Raw genomic sequence first — 24,104 nt, 5'->3', positions numbered from 1 at the left:
ATGCCGTGACGTTCGCGGGTATCAGCGGCCTTTATTCACTCCCCCCAGGTCGGCTGCATGGGCGATTACCGACGCAATCGGGCACAAATGTGACAAACATCACATCAATTTGCGAACTGCTCCCACAAATCCTTGTGGAAACGCACCTCTTACAGGCCCTTCGATAGATGGCACGATAATTGCTTGAACGGTCCCCATCCGCGATATGCGATCAAGACCGCCATGTACGAACCTGCCTTAGCTCCCCCTTCGACTCCCGAATACGACGCTGCTCAACTGCCTGCGCCGGCTATCGAACACGCGCCCGCCTCCAAGACCGGTCGCCTGTACGTTCCGCTGCGCCTGAAATTCATGCTGGTGCTGCTTTTCGCTTCCGCCTGGATGGCGCTCAGCGTATGGCTTTCGCAAACCTGGCTGGGCGAGCTGTCGCACGTGATCGGCTTCGGCCTGGCCTTGACGGTGATCGTGTTCATCGCCTACGTGCCCGGCTTCATGAATGCGTTCCTGATCGGCTCCATCCTCAGCGACCGGCGCCCGCAGCGACGCGAATTCGCACGTTACCCGGACCTGTGCGTGCTGGTCGCCTGCTACAACGAAAGCGGCAACATCGACGACACCCTGCTCAGCCTGGCCCGCCAGGACTACACGGGCAACGTCGAGGTGGTGGTGATCGACGATGGCTCCACCGACGACACCCTGGCCCGGGCCCGGGCGAGCGCCGTGGCCCTGTCGCGCGACGGGCTGCGCATCCGGGTGCTGGCGCAGCCGCGCAACCGCGGCAAATCGGCCGCGCTGAACCGGGGCCTGGCCGAAACCGGCCAGCGCCTGGTGATCACCGTGGATGGCGACTCCTACCTGCGCTCCGATGCGTTGCGCAAGATCACCCAGCGCTTCCTCTCCGACCCGAGTGGCACGGTGGCCGTCGCCGGCGCCGTGCTGGTGCGCAACTCGCGCGAAAACTGGCTGACCCGCGCGCAGGAGTGGGATTACTTCCACGGCATCGCCGCGGTCAAGCGCATGCAGAGCATGTACCACGGCACCCTGGTCGCCCAGGGCGCTTTCTCGCTGTATACCCGCGAAGCGCTGGAACAGGTCGGCGGCTGGCCGGAATGCGTGGGCGAGGACATCGTGGTGTCGTGGGCGCTGCTGGCGACCGGCGCGCGCGTCGGCTATTGCGAAGACGCCTGCCTGTTCACCAACGTGCCGGCTACGGTCGGACAGTTCGCACGCCAGCGCCAGCGCTGGTCGCGTGGCTTGATGGAGGCCTTCGCGCGCCACGGCCGCCTGCTGTTCAAGGCGCGCATGAGCACGCTGTTCATCTGGTGGAACCTGCTGTTCCTGCCCCTGGATCTGGCCTACACCCTGGCTTTCCTGCCCGGCCTGGTGCTGGCGCTGTTCGGCTACTACTGGATCGCGGGCCTGATGACCCTGCTGGTGCTGCCACTGGCGATGCTGTGGAACGCCGTGATCTTCGGCGTGCAGACCCGCATGTTCAAGAAGCAGGACCTGCACGTGCGGCGCAACATCGGCGGCTTCCTGTTCTACACCCTTGGCTACACGATGCTGCTGCAGCCGGTATGCGTGCTGGGCTATACCGCCGAACTCCTGCGCCTGCGCAAGACCTGGGGCACGAAATGATGCGCAACGCACTGGTCATCGCGCTATTGATGGCGCTGCCGATGGCCGCGGCCGCGGCCGAAAAAACGCAGCCGGAGCAGGCGCTGCGGCCGGAGCTGTGGCTTTCTTCCGACGCCGACGGCAACGAAACCCAGAAATACGGACTGGGCTGGGACCTGCGCCGCTACAGCGACGACCGCTGGCTGGGGGCGAAGGTGGAGCGCGCGCGTTTCGCCGGCGACGACTGGTCGCAGACCGAACAGCGCCTGTACGTGCGCGCCGCGGGCGGCGGAGACCTTTGGCGCTGGAAGGTGGATGCGGGCACCAATGGCGATGCGCTGTTGGGCAGCGCTTCCCTGCATAGCGAAGACGCACGACGCAAGGAATTCTTCCTGGAGCGGGAAATCCTGGAGACCCGCGACGGCGCCGAGCGCGGCCTGGTGCAGACCTTCGCCGGCGCCGCGCTGGACCTGCCGCTCGACGAGCGCTGGACCGCCACCGGATTGGTGGGCGTGCAGGATTTCGGCGCGGGCGACAACCTGCGCACGCATCTGCGCGGCAACCTCGTCTTCGCCGCATTCCCCGAACAGGGCATCAGCGTGCAGTTGCGCAGCCGCTACTTCCGCAACAGCGATCCGGCAGAGGGCGACTACTACTCGCCGGCATGGTATGGCGAAGCGCTGGGCGTGGTGGCCTTGCGTCGCAACCATGCGGGCTACCAGTGGCGCGCGGTCGCCGGCTGGGGCCGCCAGCGCAGCGACAGCGAGGGCTGGAAGCGCGCGCGCATGTTCGAGATCGGCGTGGACACGCCGCACTGGAAGCAGGCCTGGCTGCGCGCCAACGCCGGTTACAAGGACACGCCGGTACTCAACGACACTGGCGCCGGCAGCTATGCCTACCGCTACTTGAGCCTGGAAGCCGTCATCGGGTTTTGAACGTTGCTGTCGATCGGCAAGGTCGTCTGAAGGATGGCCTTGCCCCCTTGCAGAAACGCCTTCGGGATTCCAAGGCTTACCCGTAGTTCGGCGTCAGTTTCAGCAACCGCGCGCTGCTGCCGTCTTCCAGCAACCAGATCGCGCCATCCGGCCCCTGTTCCACTTCGCGAATGCGCTGGCCCATCGGATAGCGCCTGGCCTCGTGGCCCTGCACGCCGTTGAATTCGATCCGGATCAAGGCCTGCGAAGCCAAGCCGCCGATAAAGCCATTGCCGCGAAAAAACGGAAACAGGTCGCCGCTGTAGATGATGAAGCCGGCCGGCGCGATCACCGGCGTCCACCAGGCTTCGGGCGCATTGAATTCCGGGCGGGTCGGATGGTCGGGAATCACGCTGCCATCGTAGTTGTCGCCGTTGGAGACGATCGGCCAGCCATAGTTGGAACCGCGTTCGATCAGGTTGAGTTCGTCGCCACCCATCGGGCCCATTTCATGTTCCCAGAGCCGGCCCTGCGCATCGAAGGCCAGGCCCAGCACGTTGCGATGGCCCAGCGTCCACACTTGTGCCGCGACGCCGCCCTGGCTGTGGAAAGGATTGTCGGTGGGAATGGAACCATCGGCATTCAGGCGCACGATCTTGCCCAGGTTGCTCTGCATGTCCTGCGCCGGGGCGAACTGCTGGCGTTCGCCGGAACTGATGAACAGTTTGCCGTTGCGGTCGAAGGCGATGCGATGGCTGTAATGGTTCTCTCCGCCCACCTTCGGCACTTGCCGCCAGATCACCTGCAGGCCGGACAGGCTGCCATTGTTGCTGCCCGGTTCCAGGTTCAAGGCCGCACGGGCAACGGCCGCGCCGCGCATGCCGCCAGATCCCTGTTCCGCGTAACTGAGGTAGACCAGTCTGTTACTGGCGAACTGCGGATGCAGGACCACGTCGCCGAAACCGCCCTGCCCCCCATACGCCACGGCCGGGACGCCGCTTATTTCGCCGATCGCGCCGGAGGCGACATCGATCAGGCGCAGGCGGCCCTGCTTCTCGGTGACCAGCAGGCGGCCATCGGGCAGGAAGACCATCGCCCAGGGCTGGTTGAAACGCGCGACCTCGGTGCTCTTGAACGGCGGATCGAGAACGCGACGCACTGGTGCGTTGCCACCCGTCACCCGCGGTCCCGCAGCGGCCTGCGGTGCGGAAACGGCCTGCGAAGGCTTTGCGCCGAGGATTCCCGCGATGGGACGGTTGCGGGATTCTTCGGCTGCGCTTTTCCCGGTTTCGTTGGTCGTGGGACGCTGGCAGGCGCCCGACAGCAGGGCGGTGCAGGCGACCAGGCAGAGGAAGGGCTTCATGGCGCGAGTTCGCATCGGGATGCCTGACGGTTTCTACCGCAATCCGCGGAAGGAAAACGTGATTGGACTGCCGGTCCGAAGCGGGCTGCGGCGCGGCGAGCTTGGCACGGACCCAAAAGCACTTGCTGTTGCCTTGTAGATCCGAGCTTGCTCGGATGCTTTTGATTCCCGCCAAGAGCATCCGAGCAAGCTCGTATCTACAAGGTCGGAGAGTGGCCCGATCGGCGATTCCTGGGCTCAGACCTTCACATGCCAGCCGCGTTTGTCCATCCAACGCACCACCACCCACCAGAACGCCACGAAGGCCAGGGCAAATGTCAGTGAAGGCAGGTATGGTCCGAAACGCGGCGTCATCCAATCGCTGAAGCCGACGCTATAGATCGGCTCCCACCAACCCAGCGCTGCGAACACGTAAACCATGATCGCCGAACCTGCGTAAGCGGCGATCGCATTGACCCCGAAGCTGCGGCCCACGGCCGGCCACCTCCTTCCATCGACCAGCACATGACCGAGCGCCAGCGCCAGCATCGCCCAGCCCGCGGTCCATAGCGCGTACGAAGAAGTCCACAGGTTCTTGTTGAACGGGAATACCTGCGACCAGGCCAATCCCAGCGCCAGCGCGATCACCGCCGCCAACAACAGGCGTCGGGTTTGCCCCCGACGCAGCCAGTCGCCCGCACGCAAGCCCAGCAAGGTGGTTGCGATCGAGGGCAGCGTGCTCAACAGGCCTTCCGGATCGTGGCCGCGGCCGGTCGTCGGGTCGAACTGGTAGGCCATGGGTCCCAGCATCGCGGTATCGAGGCGACTGGCCAGGTTGTCCCACGGCGCATACGAACCGCCTGCGGCGAGCAACGCCCAATAACCCAGAAGCAAGGCCGCGATCAGCAGCCACTGCGCACGCGCACGCGTCGCCAGCGCGAGCAGGCCGACCACCGCGAAACACAGGCCTATCCGCTGCAGCACACCCCAGGGCCGGAACCAGGGCTTGTCCAGCAACCAGAACGCCAGCGCATGCAGGATCAGTCCGAGACCGACGATCTTCGCCGCGCGAAGCAACACTGCGCGTCGCAGCACGGCAACATCCGAGCCCGCTTCGACGCGTGGCACGATGCCCAGCGCGATCGATACGCCGACGATGAACAGGAAGAACGGGAACACCAGGTCGGTCGGCGTGCAGCCATTCCATTCCGAATGCAGCAATGGCCAGTACACATGGCCCCAGTCGCCCGGATCGTTGACCAGCAGCATCGCTGCGACGGTGAGGCCGCGCAGCGCGTCGACCGAAGCGAAGCGCTGCGTGGAGTTCATTGCTTTCCGTTTATCCAGGTGGCGACGACTTGCAGGTCGCCATCCAGCGCCACCAGGTCGGCGTGGTAGTCCGGCGCGATGCGTCCGTAACGATCGCCGATGCCGAGGAATGCCGCCGGATACGCCGAAGCCATGCGCGCGGCTTCCTCCAGCGGCACGCCGAGCATCGCCACGCTGTTGCGCACCGCGGTGGCCATGTCCAGCGCGGAGCCGGCGAGCGAGCCGGCGGCATTGCGCACCACGCCATCGCGTGCGGTGATGGTCTCGCCGTACAGCTCGTAGCTGGGATCATCCGCACCGACCGGCGGCATCGCATCGGTGACCAGGAAGACCTTGCCGCGCGGCTTGGCCGCCAGCGCCACGCGCAGGCTGGCCGGATGCACGTGATGGCCATCGACGATGACCCCGCACCAGGCCTGCGCATCCTCCAGCGCCGCGCCGACCGCGCCGGGTTCGCGCCCGGTCAGCGGCGACATCGCGTTGTACAGATGGGTGAAGCCGCTGATGCCCGCCTCGATGCCGGCGCGCGCTTCTTCGTAGCTGGCTGCGGTATGGCCGGCGCAGACAATCGCACCACGTTGCACGAACGCGCGGATCGTCTCTGCGCCAACACGCTCCGGCGCCAGGGTGACAAGGGTGATGCCGTTGTCCAGGCCGGTGGCCAGCGCGATTTCCTGCGCATCGGGCACGCGGAACTTGCTGGCGTCGTGGGTGCCCTTGCGCGCCGGGGCGATGTACGGGCCTTCCAGGTGGATGCCGAGCACGCCGGGCACGCCCTGGACGATGGCGTCGCGGGCGGCGGCGATCGCTTCGCCCATCCGACCGACATCGTCGCTGATCAGCGTCGGCAGGAAGCCGGTGGTGCCGAACTTGCGATGCGCCGATCCGATGCGCCGCAACGCGGCGACATCCGTGGAGTTGTTGAACAGCACGCCGCCACCGCCGTTGACCTGGCAATCGATGAATCCCGGCAACAAGGTGGCGCCCTGCAAGTCGTGTACTTCAGTCGCGCGTTGCAAAGCCTGTTGGGGCGTAATCACCGCAGCGATCCGCCCGTTTTCGATCACCACCGCCAGGCCGTCCTCGATCCCGCGATCGGTCAGCACGCGGCCATTGATCAGGGCGAGACTGCTCATACGGTTTCGGTGACCTTGTTCAGATGCGGCGGCACGTCGGGATTGTGCCCGCGAAGCAGCGCCAGCGCATTGATCGCGCGATAGAAACTCTGGATGGTCAGCAGCGGCGCGCAGGCCGGATGCGAAGCTTGCACCAGCGGCAGATCGCCATGCGCCGACGACACCCATACTTCCGCGCCGCGCGCACGGAATTCCTTGGCCAGTGCCAGCGTGCCCGCCTCGGTTTCGTCGGGCTGGGCGAAGCACAGCACCGGGAAGCCCGGCCCCACCAGCGCCATCGGCCCGTGCTTCACTTCCGCCGAACTGTAGGCCTCGGCATGCAGGCCGCAGGTTTCCTTGAACTTGAGCGCGGCTTCCTGCGCCGCGGCCAGGCCCAGTCCGCGACCGAGCACGAACAGGTTGTGCGCATCGACCAGGCCTTCGGTCAGCGGCGACCAGTCGGCCTGCCAAGCGGCACGCAATTCGTCGGGCAGCTTCACCAATGCATCCAGCAGCGGCGCTTGGTTCTTCCAGTGCGCGGCCAGCTGCAGGATCGCCGACAGCGACGAGAGATAACTCTTGGTCGCCGCCACGCTGCGCTCCGGTCCGGCATGCAGCGGGATCACGGTATGCGCCAGTTGCGCCAGCGGCGAATCCTCCACGTTGACCAGCGCGACCACGCGCGCGCCCGCCTCACGCGCTGCCTCGGCGTTGCGCAGCAGATCCGGACTCTTCCCCGATTGCGAGATGACGAGGTACAGCGCGCCTTGCAGTTTCTGCTTCGCTTCGTACACCGAACCGACCGACGGCGAGGCCGAAGCGGTGACGATGCCCAACTGGGTCTCGAACAGGTACTTGGCGTAGGTCGCGGCATGGTCGGAACTGCCGCGCGCGCAGGTCGCCACGAACGGGGGCGGGTTGCGGCGCAGGTCTTCGGCCAAAGTGGCGATCACCGCTTCGTTGCGCGCGAACTGCGCGGCGACCACGTCGGCGGTCTGCGCGGCCTCCGCATGCATCAGGGTCTGGTCGGGATCGGGCAAGCGGGGTTTGTTCATCGGCTCGGGTTCATTTCAATCGTTGCGCGGACGTACCGGCGCGGTGGAGCCGCGCACCACCAGTTGCGGCACGAAGCCCTGGTTGTGCAGCGGGGTGGGATTCTCGTCGTAGGCGTCGTGGCGCAAACCGGCGATCAGCAGCCGCGCGGCCTGCCGGGCGATGTCTTCGGTGGCCTGTTTGGCGGTGGTCAGCGCGGGCCAGGACTGCCTGGAGAACGGGCTGTCCTCGAAGCCGGCGATGGACAGGTCGTAGGGCACGTTCATGCCCGCCGACTTGGCGGCGGCGAGCACGCCGGCGGCGATTTCGTCGTTGGATCCGAAGATCGCTGTCGGCGGTTCGCGCAAGGCGAGCAGGCGACGCGCGCCACGGAAGCCGTCATCGAAGGTGTAATCGCCCGGCACCACCAGGTGCTTGTCCAGGGTGATGCCGTAGTCCTTCAGCGCGCGCTCGTAACCGCTGTAGCGCTCGGTGCTGGAACGATGGGCCAGCCCGCCCCAGAGGAAACCGATGCGCTGGTGGCCGAGCTGGATCAGGTGCTCGGTGATTTCGTAGGCGGCATCGTTGTCGTCCACGTACACGCAGGCATGTCCATCGCGAGGATCCTCGGTGGCGGCGATGATCCGCACCAGCTTGACCCCGCGCGCGGCCAGCGCGTTGACCAGCTCCATGCTTTCCGACATCGGTGCGGTCAGCACCAGGCCGGCCAGGCGCGAACGCTGCACGAGTTCGGACAACTCCTCGGCCAGCAACGGCGAGGTGGAATCGCAGGGATGGATCTGCAGGCCGAAACCGGTCTCGCGGCACGCCGCCAGCACGCCGTTCTGCACGCCGATGATGTGGTACGGATTGGGGTTGTCGTAGGTCAGGCCGATCACGAACGGGGTGCCGCTGCGCAGGTTGCGCGCGGACTGATCGGGCTCGTAATCGAGTTCGGCGATGGCATGCAGCACCCGCGCGCGCGTGCCCTGCATCACCGAGGGCTCGTTGTTGATCACCCGGGAGACGGTCTTCAGCGAGACCTTCGCGCGCTCGGCGACATCCTTGATGGTCGGCCTGCGCAGGGACGGTTCGGTCATGGTCGTGGCTCGCTTCAGGACTGCATCGGATCGGCAAGGATACGCAGCCGCATCACTTCATGCCGGCGCGGTGGCCGCGCAATGCGTAGTACAGGATGTACAGGTAGCAGGGGATCGCCACCGCGGCGAACACCAGCTGGAAGTCGTAATGCTGTTTCAGCACCACGAACAAGCGCGGAATGATCGCGCCACCGGCGATGCCCATGATCAGCAACGCCGAGCCGGTCTCGGTGAAGCGGCCCAGACTCTTGATCGCCAGCGGGAAGATCGCAGGCCACATCATCGCGTTGGCGAAGCCCAGTGCCGCGACGAAACCCACCGAGACGTAGCCATGGGTCAGGAACGCGCCGATGGCGAACAGCACGCCCAGCACCGCGGACACGCTGAGGTAGCGCTCCTGCGAGATGAAGCGCGGGATCGCCACCAGCCCCACCAGATAGCCGATCAGCATCGCGCCAAGGGTGAACGAGGTGAACATCTTGGTCCGGTCCAGCGGCAGGCCGAAGCCATTGCCATAGGTGCCGATCGCATCGCCCGCCAGCACTTCCACGCCCACGTACACGAACAGGCACAGCACGCCAAGCCACAGGTGCGGGAACTGGAAGATGCTGCGCTTGCCGACCGCACCCATGCCGCCGCGTTCGGCATTGGCCTCGGAAGTCTTGAGTTCGGGCAGCGAGGAAAACAGGATCGCGCCGGCCAGCAACACCAGCACGCCCGCCATCGCCAGATAAGGCGTGTGGATCTTGGCCGCGAAATCGTTCAACAGTTGCGTCTTCGCCGCCGCGTCCGCTGCCGCGACCTGCTCGGAAAGATCGCCGATGCCGTGCAGGACCACGGTACCGATCAGCAACGGCGCCAGGATCCCGGCCACCTTGTTGCAGATGCCCATCAGGGCGATGCGCTGGGCCGCGCTTTCGATCGGGCCGAGGATGCTGATGTACGGATTGACCGCGGTCTGCAACAACGCAAGCCCGCCGCCGATCACGAACAGGCCGGCCAGCGCCCCCGGATACCAGCGCTGCGTGGCGAGCTGGCCGAACATCGCCGCGCCCACCGCCATCACCAGCAGACTCAGGGCGAGGCCTTTCTTCATGCCGGTGAGCTTGAGCAGCGAGGCCGCCGGAAGCGCGAGGAAGAAGTAGGACAGGTAGAACACCATCAACACCAGGAACGCATTCACATCATCCAGGTCGAAGGCGAGCTTGACGAAGGTGATCAGCGGTCCGTTGATCCAGGTGAAGAAGCCGATGATGAAGAACAGCGCGCCGATGATGGCGATGGAACCGATGTGCCGGTTGGCCGCGGCGGCGGCAGTGGCGGGTACTGCGGTCATGGCGATGGACTCCCCTGCTGACGGTGGCCGCGATGGCGCCTTGGGGGCCATGCCCGGGTCGGGTGCGCGGATCGAACTGGGAATAACGTTGTCATACTTTTTCGTTTGGAGCCACTTCGCGCCCCTCGGGATCGCATCCGGAAGTCAATCCAACGCCCTGACACTATCCTGCACTGCAGCAAGATGTCCGCACTGGCAGCAGGGCTATATGCCTGAATATGAACATTAATAATCATTTCCGGATCGAATGCATACTGATTCCCCTATTCAGTTCCCTTGTTGTCGTGAAGAGGGAGGGTCTTAGCGGTTTTTCGTGACCGACTGTTGACAACGTTGTCAGACCGCTCACACACTCCGGCGTCATGGCACTGCGGATTCCTGCAAGCAGCCGCGAAAGACATGGGGAGATGTGTGGTCGCAAACGCCAATCCAACGCCGGTCGTTCCCCAGGACACGCTGCACGAGCGGTTCATCGCCGCGGACGTGGGCGGCACCCATGTGCGCATCGGCCTGGTCCAGGAAAGCGGCGACCCGGCCCACCCGGTCAGCGTGCTGCAGTACCGCAAGTACGTCTGCGCGCAGTACCCCGGCCTGGCCGAGATCATCGAGGACTTCATCGGCGCCCTGGATGGGGAAACCGTCAGCCGTGGCGTGATCGCCAGCGCCGGTTACCCGCTGGAGGACGGCACCGTCATCACCGCCAATCTGCCGTGGCGCCTGTCGCCGCGCGCGATCGGCGAACGCCTGGGTTTCCGCGAGCTCCGCCTGGTCAACGATTTCGAGGCCGTCGCCCACGCGGCGGCCTACGTGGATGCCAGCGAAGTGCTGCGCCTGACCGGCCCGGAAATCGCCCCGGTCGCCGGCCCTACCCTGGTCCTGGGTCCCGGTACCGGCCTGGGTGCGGCGGTGTGGATTCCCACCGGCAAGCGTGCCGTGGTCCTGGCCACCGAAGCCGGCCAGGCGGCACTGACCGCAGGCAACACCATCGAGATGGCGCTGCTGTCCGAGATGCTGAAGGACCGCACTCATGTGCCGGTCGAATACGCGCTCTCCGGCCCCGGCCTGATGAACCTGCATAACGCGCTGTGCGCATTGCGCGGCGCCCGGAACACTTACAGGACACCGGGCGAGATCACCGCCGCCGCCGCGTCGGGCAGCGACCCGCTGGCGCGCGAAAGCCTGGAGATCTTCTGCGGCCTGCTCGGCAGCGCGGTCGGCGACATGGCCCTGCTCTACGGCGTGCAGGGCGGCATCTATCTGGCAGGCGGGATCCTGCCGCAGATCCGCGAATTCCTCTTGAACAGCAGCTTCGTCGAACGGTTCCTCAACAAGGGACCGATGCGTGCGGCGCTGGAACGCATACCCGTGCGATTGGTCGAGCACGGTCAACTCGGCGTCATCGGCGCCGCGAACTGGTACCTCGGCCAATGTGAGGGTGGGTAGGAGAAAAGTCGTCGGAGCGACCACGGATCACCTGCTGGCTTTACACCGCCAGGGCAGGCGCGATCCAGCAACAAGAAGCTACAGGCACGGCAGCGGTCTTCGTTGCCTCAATTCAACCAGTGATGGGGAAGAGCATCATGAATTACAAGCAATCAATCCTCTCGGCTGCGATCGTGGCGAGCCTCAGCTTCGCTGCGCAACTGCATGCGCAGGAAACGGCAACAGCACCGGCACCGGCACCGCAAGCCGCCAGCAATGCGGAACAGGACGCCACCGACCTGGACACGGTCACCGTGATCGGCATCCGCGGCAGCATGGAGAAGTCGCTCGACACCAAGCGCAACGCCGATGCCCGCGTGGAAGTGGTCACCGCCGAAGATGTCGGCAAGCTGCCGGCCCACAATGTGGCCGACACCCTGCAGCGCCTGCCGGGCGTGAACATCAGCTCCTCCAGCGCCGACGAAGGCGGCTTCGACGAAGCCGACCGCGTCAGCCTGCGCGGCACCAGTCCCAGCCTGACCCAGACCCTGATCAACGGCCACAGCGTCGGCTCGGCCGACTGGTTCGTGCTCAGCCAGGGCAGCAACGTCGGCCGCAGCGTCAGCTACACCCTGCTGCCGTCCGAGCTGGTCAGCTCGGTGGAAGTGAACAAGTCCTCGCAGGCCAAGCTGCAGGATGGCGGCACCACCGGTACCGTCAACATCATCACCCGCAGGCCACTGCAGTTCGCCGACCAGATCACCGCCGAAGCCTCGATCGGCGCGGTCCGTTCCGACCAGGCCGAGAGCACCGACCCGCAGTTGTCGGGCCTGTTCAACTACAAGAACGACGCCGGCACCTTCGGCGTGATGGTCCAGGCGTTCAAGCAGAAGCGCGAATTGCGCCGCGAGGCCCAGGAAGTCCCGGGCGGGTTCTTCCAGATCGGGGCCACCGATGCGGCCGGCATCAGCAACCCGGACCTGGTCGGCGTCTACGCCCCGGGCCTGCTGGGTTCGACCCTGTTCGAACAGACCCGCGACCGCAAGGGCGGCCTAGTCGACATCCAGTTCAAGCCCAACGACGACCTGACCCTGGGCCTGAGCCACTTCACTTCGGACATGAAGGCCAACAACTACAACCGCAACTTCATGCTGTGGGGCGGCAACTTCGCCCGGTCCCAGGCGCCCGACCCCGGTTATGTGGTCGAGAACGGCGTGCTGACGAATGCCACGTATGCCGGCGTGGCCGGTACGGACTACGCGGTGTACGACATGATCTACCGCGAAGCCTCGGCCAAGAGCAGCTACACCACCCTCGACGCGGACTGGCAGATCACCGACAACCTGAGCTCCAGGTTCCAGGCCGGCACCACCAGCGGCGAAGGCTCGACCCCGCGCCAGTTCATCGCTGAAGTGACCCTGGCCAGGGGCGGCGGCGCCAGCTGGAACACCCATGGCGCCGGCTCGCCGGTGGACTGGACCGTCGGCGGCGATATTTCTCCCGCTGGCGTGACCGGCTTCGGTACCTGGGGCAACCAGGAAGTGACGGCCAAGGACGACGAGGACTGGTTCACCGCCGACTTCAGCCAGTACTTCAACAGTGGAACCCTGTCGTCGATCGACTTCGGCGCCCGCTATGCCGACCACACCCGTGAAGCCCTTTCGCCGGAAGGCGCCAGCCCGGGCGATATCTGGCCTGCGCTGCAGAATGGCGCCACGGGCATGTACCCGAGCGGGTTCGCCGGCGACATCGGTGGCGATTTCCCGCGCAACCTGTGGTACTTCACCCCGGGCGCGCTGCAGGAGGCGATCCTCGCCAACTCGACCTGGCTGTCCGACAACGACGGCCCGACCGGCCGCCACAACTATGGCGGCGAATGGAAGGTGGCCGAGAAGAACTTCGCCGCCTACGTCCAGGCCAACTTCGTCGGCGATCGCTGGAGCGGTAATTTCGGCCTACGCTACGTCAACGTCGACCAGGACATCGACACCTACTTCGCCGATACCGTCAGCCCCGACGTGAGCAGCCTGTTCGGCGCCTGGGATCGCCGTCACTACAACAACAAGTACAGCCGCGTGCTGCCCAGCGCCAACCTCAAGTTCGAACTGGCCGACGATTTGTTGTTCCGCTTCGCCGCCTCGCAGACCCAGACCCTGCCGGACTACTCCGCACTGGGCGCCTCGAGCTGGGGTTCGGACCTGAACCGTACCGGTGGCGGCGGCAACCCGAACCTGAAGCCGGTGCTGTCCACCAACTTCGACGCCAACCTGGAGTGGTACTTCATGCCGCGCGGCCTGTTGTCGCTCGGCGCCTTCTCGATGGACTTGAAGGACTACGTCGCTTTCGGCGTGGAAACGCAGATGCTGTTCAGCGAGCTGACCCACCAGCTGGAGGCCTACCAGGTCTCCGTGCCGATCAACGCCGACGGCAAGGTCCATGGCCTGGAGGTGGCGTACGAACAGCCGATCGGCGAGCACTTCGGGGTCAACGCCAACTACACCTATTCCGATGGCAGCAGCTCGCATACCTGGGCCGATGGCAGCAACAACCTGCAGGGCAACTCGCAGGACACCTACAACGTGGGCGCCTACTTCGAGAACGACACCTTCGGCGCGCGGGTCAGCTACACCCGTCGCTCGTCGTTCCTGATCGCCCTGTCCGGCGCCAACCCGTACTACCAGGATGACTTCGGCACGCTGTCGGCCTCGTTGAACTACAAGGCCACCGACTGGCTGAGCATCAGCCTCGATGGTCTCAACCTCAACAACCCGACCATCAAGTACTACCAGAGCGCGGCCATTCCGACCTCGTTCTACAGCAACGGCCGCCAGTACTACCTGAACTTCCGCTTCAAGTTCTAAGCGGCAACGTACTATCGCTTGATGTGCTTTCCCTCACGGGCCTGGACTTGTCCGGGCCCGATTTTTTTGCGGGATGATGATTGCCAATGCTTGATCCAGATGCCGAGCGGCACTACTACTCTCGGGCCGGATCGACAATATTGCGAGGATGATCTGATGACGGTTTCCAATAGCTTGCGATGTGCCGCATTGATGGCGCTGGCAGCGCTGGCCGCGATTCCACTCGGTGCGATGGCAGCGAACAACACGGCATTGGCGGAACCTGCGTTGATCCCCGCGCCTGCCTCGATGCAACGGCATGCGGGCAACTTCCTCGTGGGCCCGACCACGCCGGTCCGGGCGCTGGATCCCCAGGCGCGCGCCGCCGCGGATCAGTTCGCGAGCCTCGTCGCCCGGACCCATGCACTGCAATTGAAGGTCCAGGAAGCAGGGGGCGACCACAAGGGCGCGATCGACTTCCGCATCGATCCGGAGGCAGCAGGCGCGAATCCCGAAAGTTACACGCTGGATGCCGATCCGCAGCGCATCGTGGTGTCCGCACGCGATCCTCGCGGCCTGTTCTATGGCGCGGTGACGCTGTGGCAGCTGCTGACAACGGACGCGAAAAATGACCTGAGCATTGCCGCCGTGCATATCGACGACACCCCGCGTTTCGCCTGGCGCGGATTGATGCTGGATTCCGCGCGCCATTTCCAGACCGTGGATGAAATCAAGCAACTGCTCGATGCCATGGCGCTGCACAAGCTCAACACCTTCCACTGGCACCTGACCGACGACCAGGGCTGGCGCATCGAGATCAAGCGCTACCCGAAGCTGGCCGCGGTCGGCGGTTGCCGCATCCCCGCCGGCGACGGCGGCGTGGGCAACGACGGGAAGCCGCGTCCGTATTGCGGTTACTACACCCAGGACCAGATCCGCGACGTGGTCCGCTATGCGGCGCAGCGCCACATCACCATCGTTCCGGAGATCAATGCCCCCGGACACGCGCAGGCCGCGGTGGCCGCGTATCCGGAACTCGGCGTGACCGGCAAGCAAGTCCATGTACTCAACGAATGGGGCGTCAATACCACCCTGTTCAACGTCGAGGAGAGCACCTTCCAGTTCCTGGAAAACGTGCTGGCGGAAGTGGTCGAACTGTTCCCCGGCACCTACGTGCATGTCGGCGGCGACGAAGCGGTCAAGGACCAGTGGAAGGCTTCGGCGCGGGTGCAGGAGCGCATCAAGGAACTCGGCGTGAAGGACGAAGCCGGAATGCAGAGCTACCTAGTCAAGCGCCTGGAGAAATTCCTGGTCGCCCATCACAAGCGCCTGATCGGCTGGGACGAGATTCTGGAAGGCGGTCTGCCGGAGGAAGCCACGGTAATGTCGTGGCGCGGCATCGAAGGCGGCATCGTCGCGGCCAACCAGGGCCACGACGTGGTGATGTCGCCCTCCGACAAGCTGTACCTGGACTACCTGCAGACCGATTCGCCCAACGAGCCACCCGGGCGTCCGGCCACCATCACCCTCGAGCAGGTCTATGCGTTCGAACCGGTACCCGCGGCGCTGGCCGCGGACAAGCGCGCGCATATCCTCGGCCTGCAGGCCAACGTGTGGACCGAACACATGCGCAGCTTCGCCCGGGTCGAGCACGCGATCTTCCCGCGCATCGCCGCACTGGCGGAGACCGCCTGGTCGCCACAGGACAAGAAGGACTGGGAAGGGTTCGTCGCACGGCTACCCGCGCAACTGCAGCGCTATCGGGCAATGGACATCGCCTACGCGCAGACGCCGTTCGAGGTGCGCAGCGCGTTGATCGAGGACCGCAAGCAGGGCACGGTCCAGGTCAGCCTGTCCAACCAGCTTGGCTATGCGGACATGCGCTATACCACCGATGGCAGCGATCCGACCGCGGCATCGAAGCAATACTCGGCGCCCTTCGAGCTGAAGCTGCCGGCGGAATTGCGCGCAACGGTATTCGTCGACGGTCAGGCATTGGCGACGCCGACGCTGCGCACGATCGATGCCGCATCGCTGCTGACCCGCAGCGACGAGGAACTGGCGATGTGCACCGGCGCGCTGATGCTGCGCCTCGAAGACGACGGCCCGGCCGAGGGCGAACGCGCGATCTTCAATGCCGACATCTTCAACCCGTGCTGGGAATGGAAGGCCGCGGACCTGGACGGCATCGCCTCGATCACGGTCCGCGCCGGACGCATGCCGTACTACTTCCAGCTGGCGCACGACGAATCGCATCGCAAGTTCAAGCCCGCGAAGTCGGTGCATGGCGAACTTGAAATCCGGGCCGGTTGCGAGGGCCCGGTCCTGGCGACGGTTCCGATGCCCGCGGCAACCGCTGCGGACGGTTTCGTCGATCTCAGAACGGAACTGAAGCCCACCAGCGGTCCGCAGGATCTGTGCATCTACTTCACCGGCGACACCCGCCCGGCGATGTGGGTGCTGGACCGGGCGACCCTGGGCCGGTAAGCCGAGGATGGCGTCCTGTCAGGCGCCCGGCCTTGCGGACGCGCCGCTCGTCGGGAGCTGTACCGGTCCGCGCGCGCCCGCGAGTTTCTGCGCATGCATGGCCCGGTATAAGCGCTCCAGGTCATGGGCGAAAACCTGCGGCTTGAACAGCGCGGAGTGGGGCAGGTTCTCCCGCAGCCGTTGGCGCGTGCGTTCGCGCAGCGATGCTTCGGTTCCCATGCGGATGGCAAGCGCCACGTAATCGTGGCGGTCGCGGGCGATGCATTCGGGCAGTCCGGCGACGGACAGCAGGCTCGCCGCCATCCGGCCGACGAACGTATCGCCAGGGAAAGCCAGCAACGGCACGCCTGCGCGCAATGCATCGCTCGCCGTGGCCCCGGAATTGTAGGGGTAGGTATCCAGCGCCACGTCGGCGAGAGCCAGCCTGGCCAGGTGCGCTGCGCGTGGTTGCTGCGTGGCGAAGATCAGTCGCGCGGGGTCCACCCCGCGGCGTTCGCTTTCCGCACGCAGGTTGCGCTGGCCGGCCTCGTTGCGCGGCGGCGCCAGCCACAGGACGCTGTCGGGCACCTGGCGCAGGATCTCGCACCAGTCGTCCCAGAGCGCGGGATGCAGCTTGAAGGTCTGGTTGAAGCTGCAGAACACCAGTCCGTGTTCCGGCAGGCCCTGGCTGGTTCGCGAGGGCGGCGGCGGCAACGACTCGAGCTTGCCGCCAGGCTGGAAACAACGCGGCATCGAGGCGATCGACTCGCTGAACTGTCCGGCGATTTCCGCCGGCGTGGCGACTGCATCGCCGATCACGTAATCGGCCAGTCGCGGCTCGCCGAGCGTGCCTATATAGCCAAGCCACGAAGCGACCACCGGCGCAGGGCGCAGGGCGACGATGCCCAGCCGCCCGTTGCCGGTGTAACCATTGAGGTCGACCAGCACATCGATGCCGTCGGCCGCTATCCTTTCGGCGGCGGCGCGATCGCCCAGCGCGTCAAGATCCACGAAATGCCCGGCCACGGCGATGGCCGATTGCCGCCATTCGTCCAGGGCTGCGACCTGTCCATGCGCATACAGGAAGACTTCGACCGAATCGCGATCGTGCGCTGCGATGGCCTCCAACGCCAGGTAGGACACCGCATGATCACGGAAGTCCGACGAAAGATAGCCGATGCGCAACCTGCGCCCTTCCAGCGCGGCGGCCGCCGGTGCCAGCGGCGGCGACGCAAGCGCGGCGGCCCACTGCGATTGGGCGAATTTCCTGGCTGCGTCCTTCTGCGCGTCCGCACCCGCCTCGGGCAGCGCCAGCAGCAACAGCGGCGGAAAATCGCTGCGCGAAGCGCTGGCGTATGCCGCCAGCAGCGCGTCCGGCGTCGGCCCGCCATCGCCCGACCAGTCGGCCAGGTGCCGGCGCAGAAACAGCCCATCGCCGAGGCTCTTCAAGTCCGCGGGATCGAGCTGCGCCGCCCTACGATAGCAATCCAGCGCGCGTTCGGGCCGGTCTTCGATTTCCTCCAGGCCGCCCAGCTTCTGCCAGGCGATGGCGAGCGAAGGCTCCTGCCGCAAGGCCTGTTTATAGGCTCGCCCGGCCAGGTCGTATTGCTCCAGCTTCTGGTGCGCGAAGCCGAGATTCACCAGCGTTCCCGCACCTGCGCCCGCGGCGACCGCGCGCCCGAAGCAGGCGATGGCCGAATTGAAATCGCGCTCGATGGTGTAGATCACACCGCACAGGTTCCAGCCATCGGCATGCCCTGGATCGGCTTTGAGCAGCGGGCCCAGCAGCAGCAGCGCGCCATGCAGGTCGTGTTGCCGGTAAGCATCGAAAGCCTGCGTATAGCTCGCGGCCGGAGTGTCGCCTTGCATGTTGATACCTGTCAGACGGAGTCGAAGGATGTGCCCGGATGCGATGTGCGCATCAGGTACGGGAATTAACGGCCGAGCGGCTCTGCATCCGCAGCAGCGCATCACACCATGGGGTCGCCAGGGTCGCAAGGCCGAGCAGCACGCCGATCGTATCGGCCAGCGCATCCATCGGATCGCCGCTGCGGTCTGCGGTGAATGCGGCCTGCGCGAACTCGATGCCCACGCCCAGCAGCACCAGTCCCGCGGCCGCGCCCAGCAGCGCCCGGCCCGGGCTGAACAACTGCACTGCGCTGGCGGCCAGTACGAAGAACGCGAGCGCATGCTCGATCTTGTCGATGTTGCGCGGCATCGGCGGCAGATCCGCACCCGGCATCAGGCACGTGCCGATCACCACGGCAATGGCCAGCAACCACAGGCCAAGCCATATCCACGGACGTCGCAACGGCTTCAGCACTACAGTCGCCACATCAGATCGCCAGACAGGAATGCGGTGCCGAATTCCACTTGGCGCGAGAAGCCCATCACCTGGAAGCGTTCGCCCATCTCGCTGGGCAACGTCAGCTGCTTTGCTTGGTTGCGCAAGCGCTGCATGCGGGCTTCATCGGCGCGAGTTTCCGCTTCTTCCAGCAATTCCGGCAGGCCGTTGCCGAGCAGGAAACTGGCCTGGGTGCAGTAGCCCTCCAGCTCGAAGCCCGCATGCGTGCCGGCTTCGGCCAGCGCGGTGAAATCCACGGAGGCAGTGAGATCCTGCAGGCCGGGCCACAGGAACGCATCGTTATGGATGTGGTGGCGATAGAACGCGCGCAGCGTGCCCTGGTCGCGCTGCGGCAGGTAGAACTCGCGCCGTGGATAACCGTAGTCGACGAACAGCATCGCTCCGGCCTGCAACCCGCCCATCACCGCCTGCAGCCAGTACGGCAGTTGCGGCAGCAACTCGGAGCGATAGCCATCGGCGAAGGACGCGCCCAGGTAACGTTCGACATGGCGCACCGCGGCCGCGAGCAAGGCATCGGCGGGCCGGTCGCTGCGCACGAAACGCCCGTCGCCATCCAGCGCCACGTTTTCCTCGAACACTTCGCCCTCGCGCAAGGTGAAGCGCGGCGTAGGCAGGGCATCGATCACCTCGTTGGCGAACAGCACGCCGTTCCATCGGGCCTCGGGCGGACCATCGAGCCATTCGATGCGATCGAAGACCGGTGGAATCAGGCTGCGGCCGAGGCGCTCGCGCTGGCGTTCGCGCAGATCCGCGCTGGGTTCCAGGATCGCGTAGCGCGCCGGCATCGCATCCAGCGCGAGCAGGCGTTTGAGCACGGTCTCGGCGAAGGCGCCGCTGCCGCCGCCGATCTCGACGAACTCCGCTTCCGGCCCCAGTTGCCGCAACACCGGCGCCACCGCTTCGGCCACGCAGCTTGCGAACAACGGGCCCAGTTCCGGCGCAGTGACGAAATCCCCGGCAGCGCCGAACTTGGTGCTGCCGGCGCTGTAATAACCCAGGCCGGGCGCGTACAGGCAGCGCTCCATGAAGCGCGAGAACGGGAGGTTGCCGCCGGAAGCGGAGATTTCGGCGCGGATCAACGCAGCGAGTGCCTCGCTGTGGCGTCGTGCATCGGGATCGGGCGCGGGCAGCTCGGACATCGTTGAAGAACACGGGAAACAGGCCGTCATCTTACGCGACGGCAGCGCATGGCTTGGCGCATCGCGAGTGGCCACGGCCAGTTGTGCGGCTGCGGGAGCGATCGCGCATTCGCGCTGGGCGCCGGATTGGGGACACAATGCGCCGACTCCAGAATCCAAGGTATTCCATGCCCGCACCGGCCCCCGTTGCCCTGATCACCGGTAGCGCCCGCCGCATCGGCGCCGCGATCGCACGGCGACTGCATGCCGAAGGCTACGACCTGGTCCTGCACTATCGTGGCTCGGCCACGGAAATGCAGGCGCTTGCGGCCGAGTTGGAAGCGACCCGCGCCGACAGCGTGCTGACCTTGCGGGCCGACCTGTCCGAATTCGACCGCCTGCCGGAGCTGGTGGCCAAGGCGGTCGGCCGCTTCGGCCGACTGGATGCGCTGGTCAACAACGCCTCCACCTTCCAGCCGACGCCGCTGGGCACGGCGACTCCCGCGCAATGGGACGCGCTATTCGCTTCCAACGCGCGCGCGCCGTTCTTCCTGGCCCAGGCCGCGGCGCCGCACCTGAAGGCATCGCAAGGCGCGATCGTCAACCTGGTCGATATCTACGCCGAGCGCCCGCTGCGCGACCACTCGGTCTATTGCATGGCCAAGGCCGCGCTGGTGATGGCGACCCGGTCGCTGGCGCTGGAATTGGCGCCCGACGTGCGCGTGAATGCGATCGCCCCCGGCGCGATTCTCTGGGCCGAGAACGAAACCAGCGACACCAGGCAGCAGGCGATGCTGGCGCGCACGCCGCTGGCCCGGACCGGCGCCCCCGCCGAGATCGCCGAAGCCGTGCGCTGGCTGTTGCGCGACGCGACCTACACCACCGGTCAGGTCATCCACCTGGACGGCGGACGCACCCTCGCCGGTTGATCGGCGTAGAAATGGCGTAGGAGCGACGTTAGTCGCGATGGGCGTGCGGCATACCCGGATTACATGCATGTCCTTCGCGACTTACGTCGCTCCTACGCGCGGAACGCGTCTTCCAGCATCGCGCCGCGGAACGCCGCCGGCGCTTCGTGCGATACCGCGTAGCGGTACAGCGCCGCCGAATACACTCCGCTCAGCGCGGCCTGGTAGATGCCGAGCAACAGCACGCCGAGCAGGAAAATCGCGCCGATCCCGATCGCCAGCGGCAGCGACACCTGGTACGCGGCGAACACCAGTCCGGCGCCGACCAGCAGGGACAGGAAAGTGATGAGTCCAAACGCGGCGCCGATGCCGACGTTGCCGATCGCGTTCTCGCCCCAGGTGCGCCTGAGCAGGGTTACGCTTTCCTTCAACGCGTCGATCGGACCGATGTCGCGGCTGACCAGCACCGGCACCACCAGGAAGGTGGCCAGGGTCCAGGCGGCGCCGAGGCCGCTGCCGACCAGGCGCACGATGAAATTGTTGTCCTTGTTCTTGAGCGCCTGCAGAAATACGCCAACGGTTGCGGCGATGGCCGCATAGCCGAGGATCGAAGGCAGGCGCGATTTCGCCGCATCGAAACCGTCGCGCAGGGTCGGATCGCCCCCGTCGAGGCGGATCATCGCCGCGCCGACCAGCGCGCAGTTGAAGAAGATGATCACGCTGTACTGGCAGAAGTAGAACAGGAAGCCGAGTACCGCGCCGCCTATGCCGATGCCGTTCTCGAAGATGCGCAGCGCGAATACCGGGATCAGGAACGTCGCCATCACCACCAGGGTGGCGGCACCGGAAATCAGCGGGAACAGCATCAGCTCCTTGTCGGAGCGCAGGACCCCGGCGCTGGCCTTGACCAGTTCCCAGCTACGCGAAAATTTCTCGAACATGACCCTTCCCCAGTGACGATGCGGATAGCGTGCCGCCTGCGGACGGGCGCCGCAAGCTGCCGGAAGTCATTGTGGGGGCGGCATGACGTAGGAGCGGCGTCCCGCCGCGAGCTCTTGCATGAGTCGCCGAGCAAGCAATGCGTGCGCTTGGGGGGAGGGCTCGCGGCGGGACGCCGCTCCCACGTCAGCCTTCCACTAGTTGCATCGGGACACCGCTCTCTGGCGACTGCGCCCACAGATCGGCCAGAGTCCGACCCGACACCGGATCCACGAAGTCCGGAGCGATATCCGCCAATGGCCTGAGCACGAACGCATGCTGCAGTTCCGGACGCGGCAGGCGCAAGCTGCCGGGCCCCTGCATGACCAGATCGTCATAGAACACGATGTCGATATCCAGCGGCCGATCGCCAAAACGCGGCCCGCTACGATCGCGGCCATGCGCGTCTTCCAGCGCATGCAGCCAGTCGTTGAGTTCGCGCACGCCGAGGTCGGAATCGAGCACGGCGGCGGCATTGAGGAAATCAGGGCCGTCGAATCCGATCGCCTTGGTCCGATAGACCGGAGAAACCAGCAACGCACCGAACCTTTCCCGCAACGCGCGCAGGGCCGAAGCCAGGTTTCGTTCCGGCAACACATTGCTGCCCAGACTCAGATAGGCCTTGCCCATCAGCCGCGGTTGCGCTCGATGATCACGCCCACCGCCACCGCGCCGCGCACCGCGCCGGGCTTGCTGAGTTTCAGCCGCAGCCAGGACACGCCGAATTCGGCCAGCACGATTTCCGCGCAGCGTTCGGCCAGGGTTTCCACCAGACCGTAGTCCGACTGGCCGACGAACTCGATCAGGCGCTTGCTCACCGCCTTGTAGTTGAGCGTGTCGGCGATGTCGTCGCTGGCCGCGGGCTTGCGGTTGTCGAAACCCATTTCCAGGTCGAAACGCAGGGTCTGGCGGATGCGCCGCTCCCAGTCGTAGATGCCGATCAGGGCGTCGATCTCGAGACCTTCTATGAAGACTTTGTCCATGAGCGGAGTGAGGAGTGAGGAGTGAGGAGTGAGGGAAGCGTAGCCGCTTTTGTTCGTCATCCCAGCGAACGCTGGGATCCATCTTGATCTTGTTGAACACCTGTTCGTTCGAAGGCTGAAGCAAAGTCGATCCCGGCATTCGCTGGAATGACGGCAGGAATTTCCCGCCCGCTATTGCTGAAGTTCCGGCTTTTCGCTAGCCACTTCCGGCAACGTCGCCATATCCCAGCGTGGCGTCACCCTCACCGCCGCATCCTCGAACTGCCCGGCCTGCAACCGCAACGCGCCAGCGAAGGCGATCATCGCGCCGTTGTCGGTGCACAGCTCTGGGCGCGGGAAGCAGGCCCGTCCGCCGCGCTTGCCGGCGATGTCGTGCAGTTTGGCCCGCAGGCGCTTGTTGGCGCCGACGCCGCCAGCGATCACCAGGGTGTCGCTGCCGGCTTCGTCGAGCGCGCGCTGGCACTTGATCGCCAGGGTATCGACCACCGCGTCCTCGAATCCGCGGGCGATGTCGGCCCGGGTCGTATCGCTCTGGTCGCTGTCGCGCCAGGCCAGCATGACCTGGGTCTTCAGGCCGCTGAAGCTGAAATCCAGCCCGGGCCGGTCGGTCATCGGCCGGGAGAACTTGTAGGCGCCTGGCTTCCCGCCTTCCGCCAGCGCCGCCAGCTGTGGGCCGCCCGGATATGGCAGGCCCATGACCTTGGCGGTCTTGTCGAAGGCCTCGCCAGCGGCGTCGTCCAGGGTTTCGCCCAGCAACCGGTAGCGGCCGATGGCGTCCACCGCAACCAGCTGGGTATGTCCCCCGGAGACCAGCAGGGCCACGAAGGGAGGTTCGGGTGGGTCGTCTTCCATCAGCGGCGCCAGCAGGTGGCCTTCCATGTGGTGCACGCCCAGCGCCGGGACTTCCAGCGCCCAGGCCAGGGAACGGGCCACCCCGGCCCCGACCAGCAGCGCCCCGACCAGCCCGGGGCCGGCGGTATAGGCCACCCCGTCGAGGTCTCCGAGCTTCAGGTCGGCCTCGGCCAGGGTCTGTCTGACCAGCGGCAGCAGCTTGCGCACGTGGTCGCGGCTGGCCAGTTCGGGCACCACGCCGCCGTATTCGGCATGCAGGGCGATCTGGCTGTAGACCGCGTGGGCCCGCAGTCCGGCGCTGCCCGGCAAGGCCGTGTCGAAGACGGCCACGCCGGTTTCATCGCAGGAGGTTTCAATGCCGAGGACGCGCATGGGCTCGAAATGTGG

Annotated in this window: 19 protein-coding genes; 6 read left to right on the top strand and 13 right to left on the bottom strand. The window is 65.9% G+C overall.

Annotated elements, in window-relative coordinates; translation table 11 throughout:
- Positions 1-183 precede the first annotated feature (183 nt).
- Together CSC74_RS07865 and CSC74_RS07860 are read left to right on the top strand one after the other, a co-directional pair.
- Positions 184-1,638, top strand: coding sequence for a glycosyltransferase family 2 protein (locus tag CSC74_RS07865; RefSeq protein WP_246193053.1), 1,455 nt, complete (start codon positions 184-186; stop codon positions 1,636-1,638).
- Positions 1,635-2,552, top strand: a complete 918-nt coding sequence (locus CSC74_RS07860; RefSeq protein ID WP_162313899.1) for a hypothetical protein — start codon at positions 1,635-1,637, stop codon at positions 2,550-2,552. Before CSC74_RS07865 ends, CSC74_RS07860 begins: the two co-directional genes overlap by 4 nt.
- A gap of 76 nt (positions 2,553-2,628) precedes the next feature.
- On the opposite strand, the gene CSC74_RS07855 is transcribed toward CSC74_RS07860, so the two are convergent.
- From CSC74_RS07855 to CSC74_RS07830, 6 genes are all read right to left on the bottom strand, one after another.
- On the bottom strand, positions 2,629-3,894 hold the full coding sequence (locus tag CSC74_RS07855) for a PQQ-dependent sugar dehydrogenase (protein WP_162313898.1): 1,266 nt from the start codon (positions 3,892-3,894) through the stop codon (positions 2,629-2,631).
- Between the two features lie 237 nt (positions 3,895-4,131).
- A complete protein-coding gene (locus CSC74_RS07850) occupies positions 4,132-5,202 on the bottom strand; it encodes an acyltransferase family protein (RefSeq protein WP_162313897.1) in 1,071 nt (356 codons plus the stop codon).
- The gene (nagA, locus tag CSC74_RS07845) at positions 5,199-6,338 is read right to left on the bottom strand and encodes an N-acetylglucosamine-6-phosphate deacetylase (protein ID WP_162313896.1); all 1,140 of its coding nucleotides are present in this window, start codon (positions 6,336-6,338) and stop codon (positions 5,199-5,201) included. Before nagA ends, CSC74_RS07850 begins: the two co-directional genes overlap by 4 nt.
- The gene (locus CSC74_RS07840) at positions 6,335-7,372 is read right to left on the bottom strand and encodes an SIS domain-containing protein (protein WP_162313895.1); all 1,038 of its coding nucleotides are present in this window, start codon (positions 7,370-7,372) and stop codon (positions 6,335-6,337) included. The genes nagA and CSC74_RS07840 overlap by 4 nt, the downstream gene beginning before the upstream one ends.
- A 15-nt stretch (positions 7,373-7,387) precedes the next feature.
- Positions 7,388-8,434: a LacI family DNA-binding transcriptional regulator gene (locus CSC74_RS07835; protein WP_162314256.1), complete on the bottom strand. Its 1,047-nt coding sequence runs from the start codon at positions 8,432-8,434 to the stop codon at positions 7,388-7,390.
- Between the two features lie 67 nt (positions 8,435-8,501).
- On the bottom strand, positions 8,502-9,785 hold the full coding sequence (locus CSC74_RS07830) for a sugar MFS transporter (protein WP_162313894.1): 1,284 nt from the start codon (positions 9,783-9,785) through the stop codon (positions 8,502-8,504).
- Positions 9,786-10,196: 411 nt separating this feature from the next.
- Here CSC74_RS07830 and CSC74_RS07825 point away from each other — a divergent pair, with 411 nt between their 5' ends.
- From CSC74_RS07825 to CSC74_RS07815, 3 genes are all read left to right on the top strand, one after another.
- A complete protein-coding gene (locus tag CSC74_RS07825) occupies positions 10,197-11,228 on the top strand; it encodes a glucokinase family protein (protein WP_246193051.1) in 1,032 nt (343 codons plus the stop codon).
- A 137-nt stretch (positions 11,229-11,365) separates the two neighbouring features.
- Complete coding sequence (locus tag CSC74_RS07820) at positions 11,366-14,068, top strand: TonB-dependent receptor (RefSeq protein ID WP_162313892.1); 2,703 nt, start codon at positions 11,366-11,368, stop codon at positions 14,066-14,068.
- A gap of 156 nt (positions 14,069-14,224) precedes the next feature.
- Positions 14,225-16,534, top strand: coding sequence for a family 20 glycosylhydrolase (locus CSC74_RS07815; RefSeq protein WP_425501442.1), 2,310 nt, complete (start codon positions 14,225-14,227; stop codon positions 16,532-16,534).
- Positions 16,535-16,552: 18 nt separating this feature from the next.
- Here CSC74_RS07815 and CSC74_RS07810 read toward each other — a convergent pair whose 3' ends face one another.
- The 3 genes from CSC74_RS07810 to CSC74_RS07800 are packed head-to-tail and all read right to left on the bottom strand — an operon-like array spanning position 16,553 to position 20,017.
- A complete protein-coding gene (locus CSC74_RS07810) occupies positions 16,553-18,382 on the bottom strand; it encodes an O-linked N-acetylglucosamine transferase, SPINDLY family protein (protein WP_162313891.1) in 1,830 nt (609 codons plus the stop codon).
- Between the two features lie 52 nt (positions 18,383-18,434).
- Positions 18,435-18,848, bottom strand: coding sequence for a VanZ family protein (locus CSC74_RS07805; protein WP_162313890.1), 414 nt, complete (start codon positions 18,846-18,848; stop codon positions 18,435-18,437).
- Positions 18,836-20,017, bottom strand: coding sequence for a class I SAM-dependent methyltransferase (locus tag CSC74_RS07800; protein WP_162313889.1), 1,182 nt, complete (start codon positions 20,015-20,017; stop codon positions 18,836-18,838). The genes CSC74_RS07805 and CSC74_RS07800 overlap by 13 nt, the downstream gene beginning before the upstream one ends.
- Before the next feature lie 167 nt (positions 20,018-20,184).
- Between CSC74_RS07800 and CSC74_RS07795 the strand changes: the two genes are divergently transcribed.
- The gene (locus tag CSC74_RS07795) at positions 20,185-20,925 is read left to right on the top strand and encodes a pteridine reductase (protein ID WP_162313888.1); all 741 of its coding nucleotides are present in this window, start codon (positions 20,185-20,187) and stop codon (positions 20,923-20,925) included.
- A 92-nt stretch (positions 20,926-21,017) separates the two neighbouring features.
- On the opposite strand, the gene CSC74_RS07790 is transcribed toward CSC74_RS07795, so the two are convergent.
- The 4 genes from CSC74_RS07790 to tsaD all read right to left on the bottom strand — a co-directional run bounded on the left by CSC74_RS07790 (position 21,018) and on the right by tsaD (position 24,089).
- Positions 21,018-21,845, bottom strand: coding sequence for a DUF6159 family protein (locus tag CSC74_RS07790; protein WP_162313887.1), 828 nt, complete (start codon positions 21,843-21,845; stop codon positions 21,018-21,020).
- A 184-nt stretch (positions 21,846-22,029) separates the two neighbouring features.
- Positions 22,030-22,512 (bottom strand): 2-amino-4-hydroxy-6-hydroxymethyldihydropteridine diphosphokinase, encoded by a 483-nt coding sequence (folK, locus tag CSC74_RS07785; RefSeq protein WP_162313886.1) that lies wholly within the window; start codon positions 22,510-22,512, stop codon positions 22,030-22,032.
- On the bottom strand, positions 22,512-22,865 hold the full coding sequence (folB, locus tag CSC74_RS07780) for a dihydroneopterin aldolase (RefSeq protein WP_162313885.1): 354 nt from the start codon (positions 22,863-22,865) through the stop codon (positions 22,512-22,514). The genes folK and folB overlap by 1 nt, the downstream gene beginning before the upstream one ends.
- A 171-nt stretch (positions 22,866-23,036) precedes the next feature.
- Positions 23,037-24,089 carry a tRNA (adenosine(37)-N6)-threonylcarbamoyltransferase complex transferase subunit TsaD gene (tsaD, locus tag CSC74_RS07775; RefSeq protein ID WP_162313884.1) on the bottom strand — a complete coding sequence of 351 codons (1,053 nt, stop codon included), beginning with the start codon at positions 24,087-24,089 and terminating at the stop codon, positions 23,037-23,039.
- Positions 24,090-24,104 lie beyond the last annotated feature (15 nt).

This window comes from Pseudoxanthomonas yeongjuensis (assembly GCF_010093345.1).
GTDB lineage: Bacteria > Pseudomonadota > Gammaproteobacteria > Xanthomonadales > Xanthomonadaceae > Pseudoxanthomonas_A > Pseudoxanthomonas_A yeongjuensis.
Note: the sequence above shows the minus strand (reverse complement) of the source record. Positions and strands in the feature narration are given on the sequence as shown.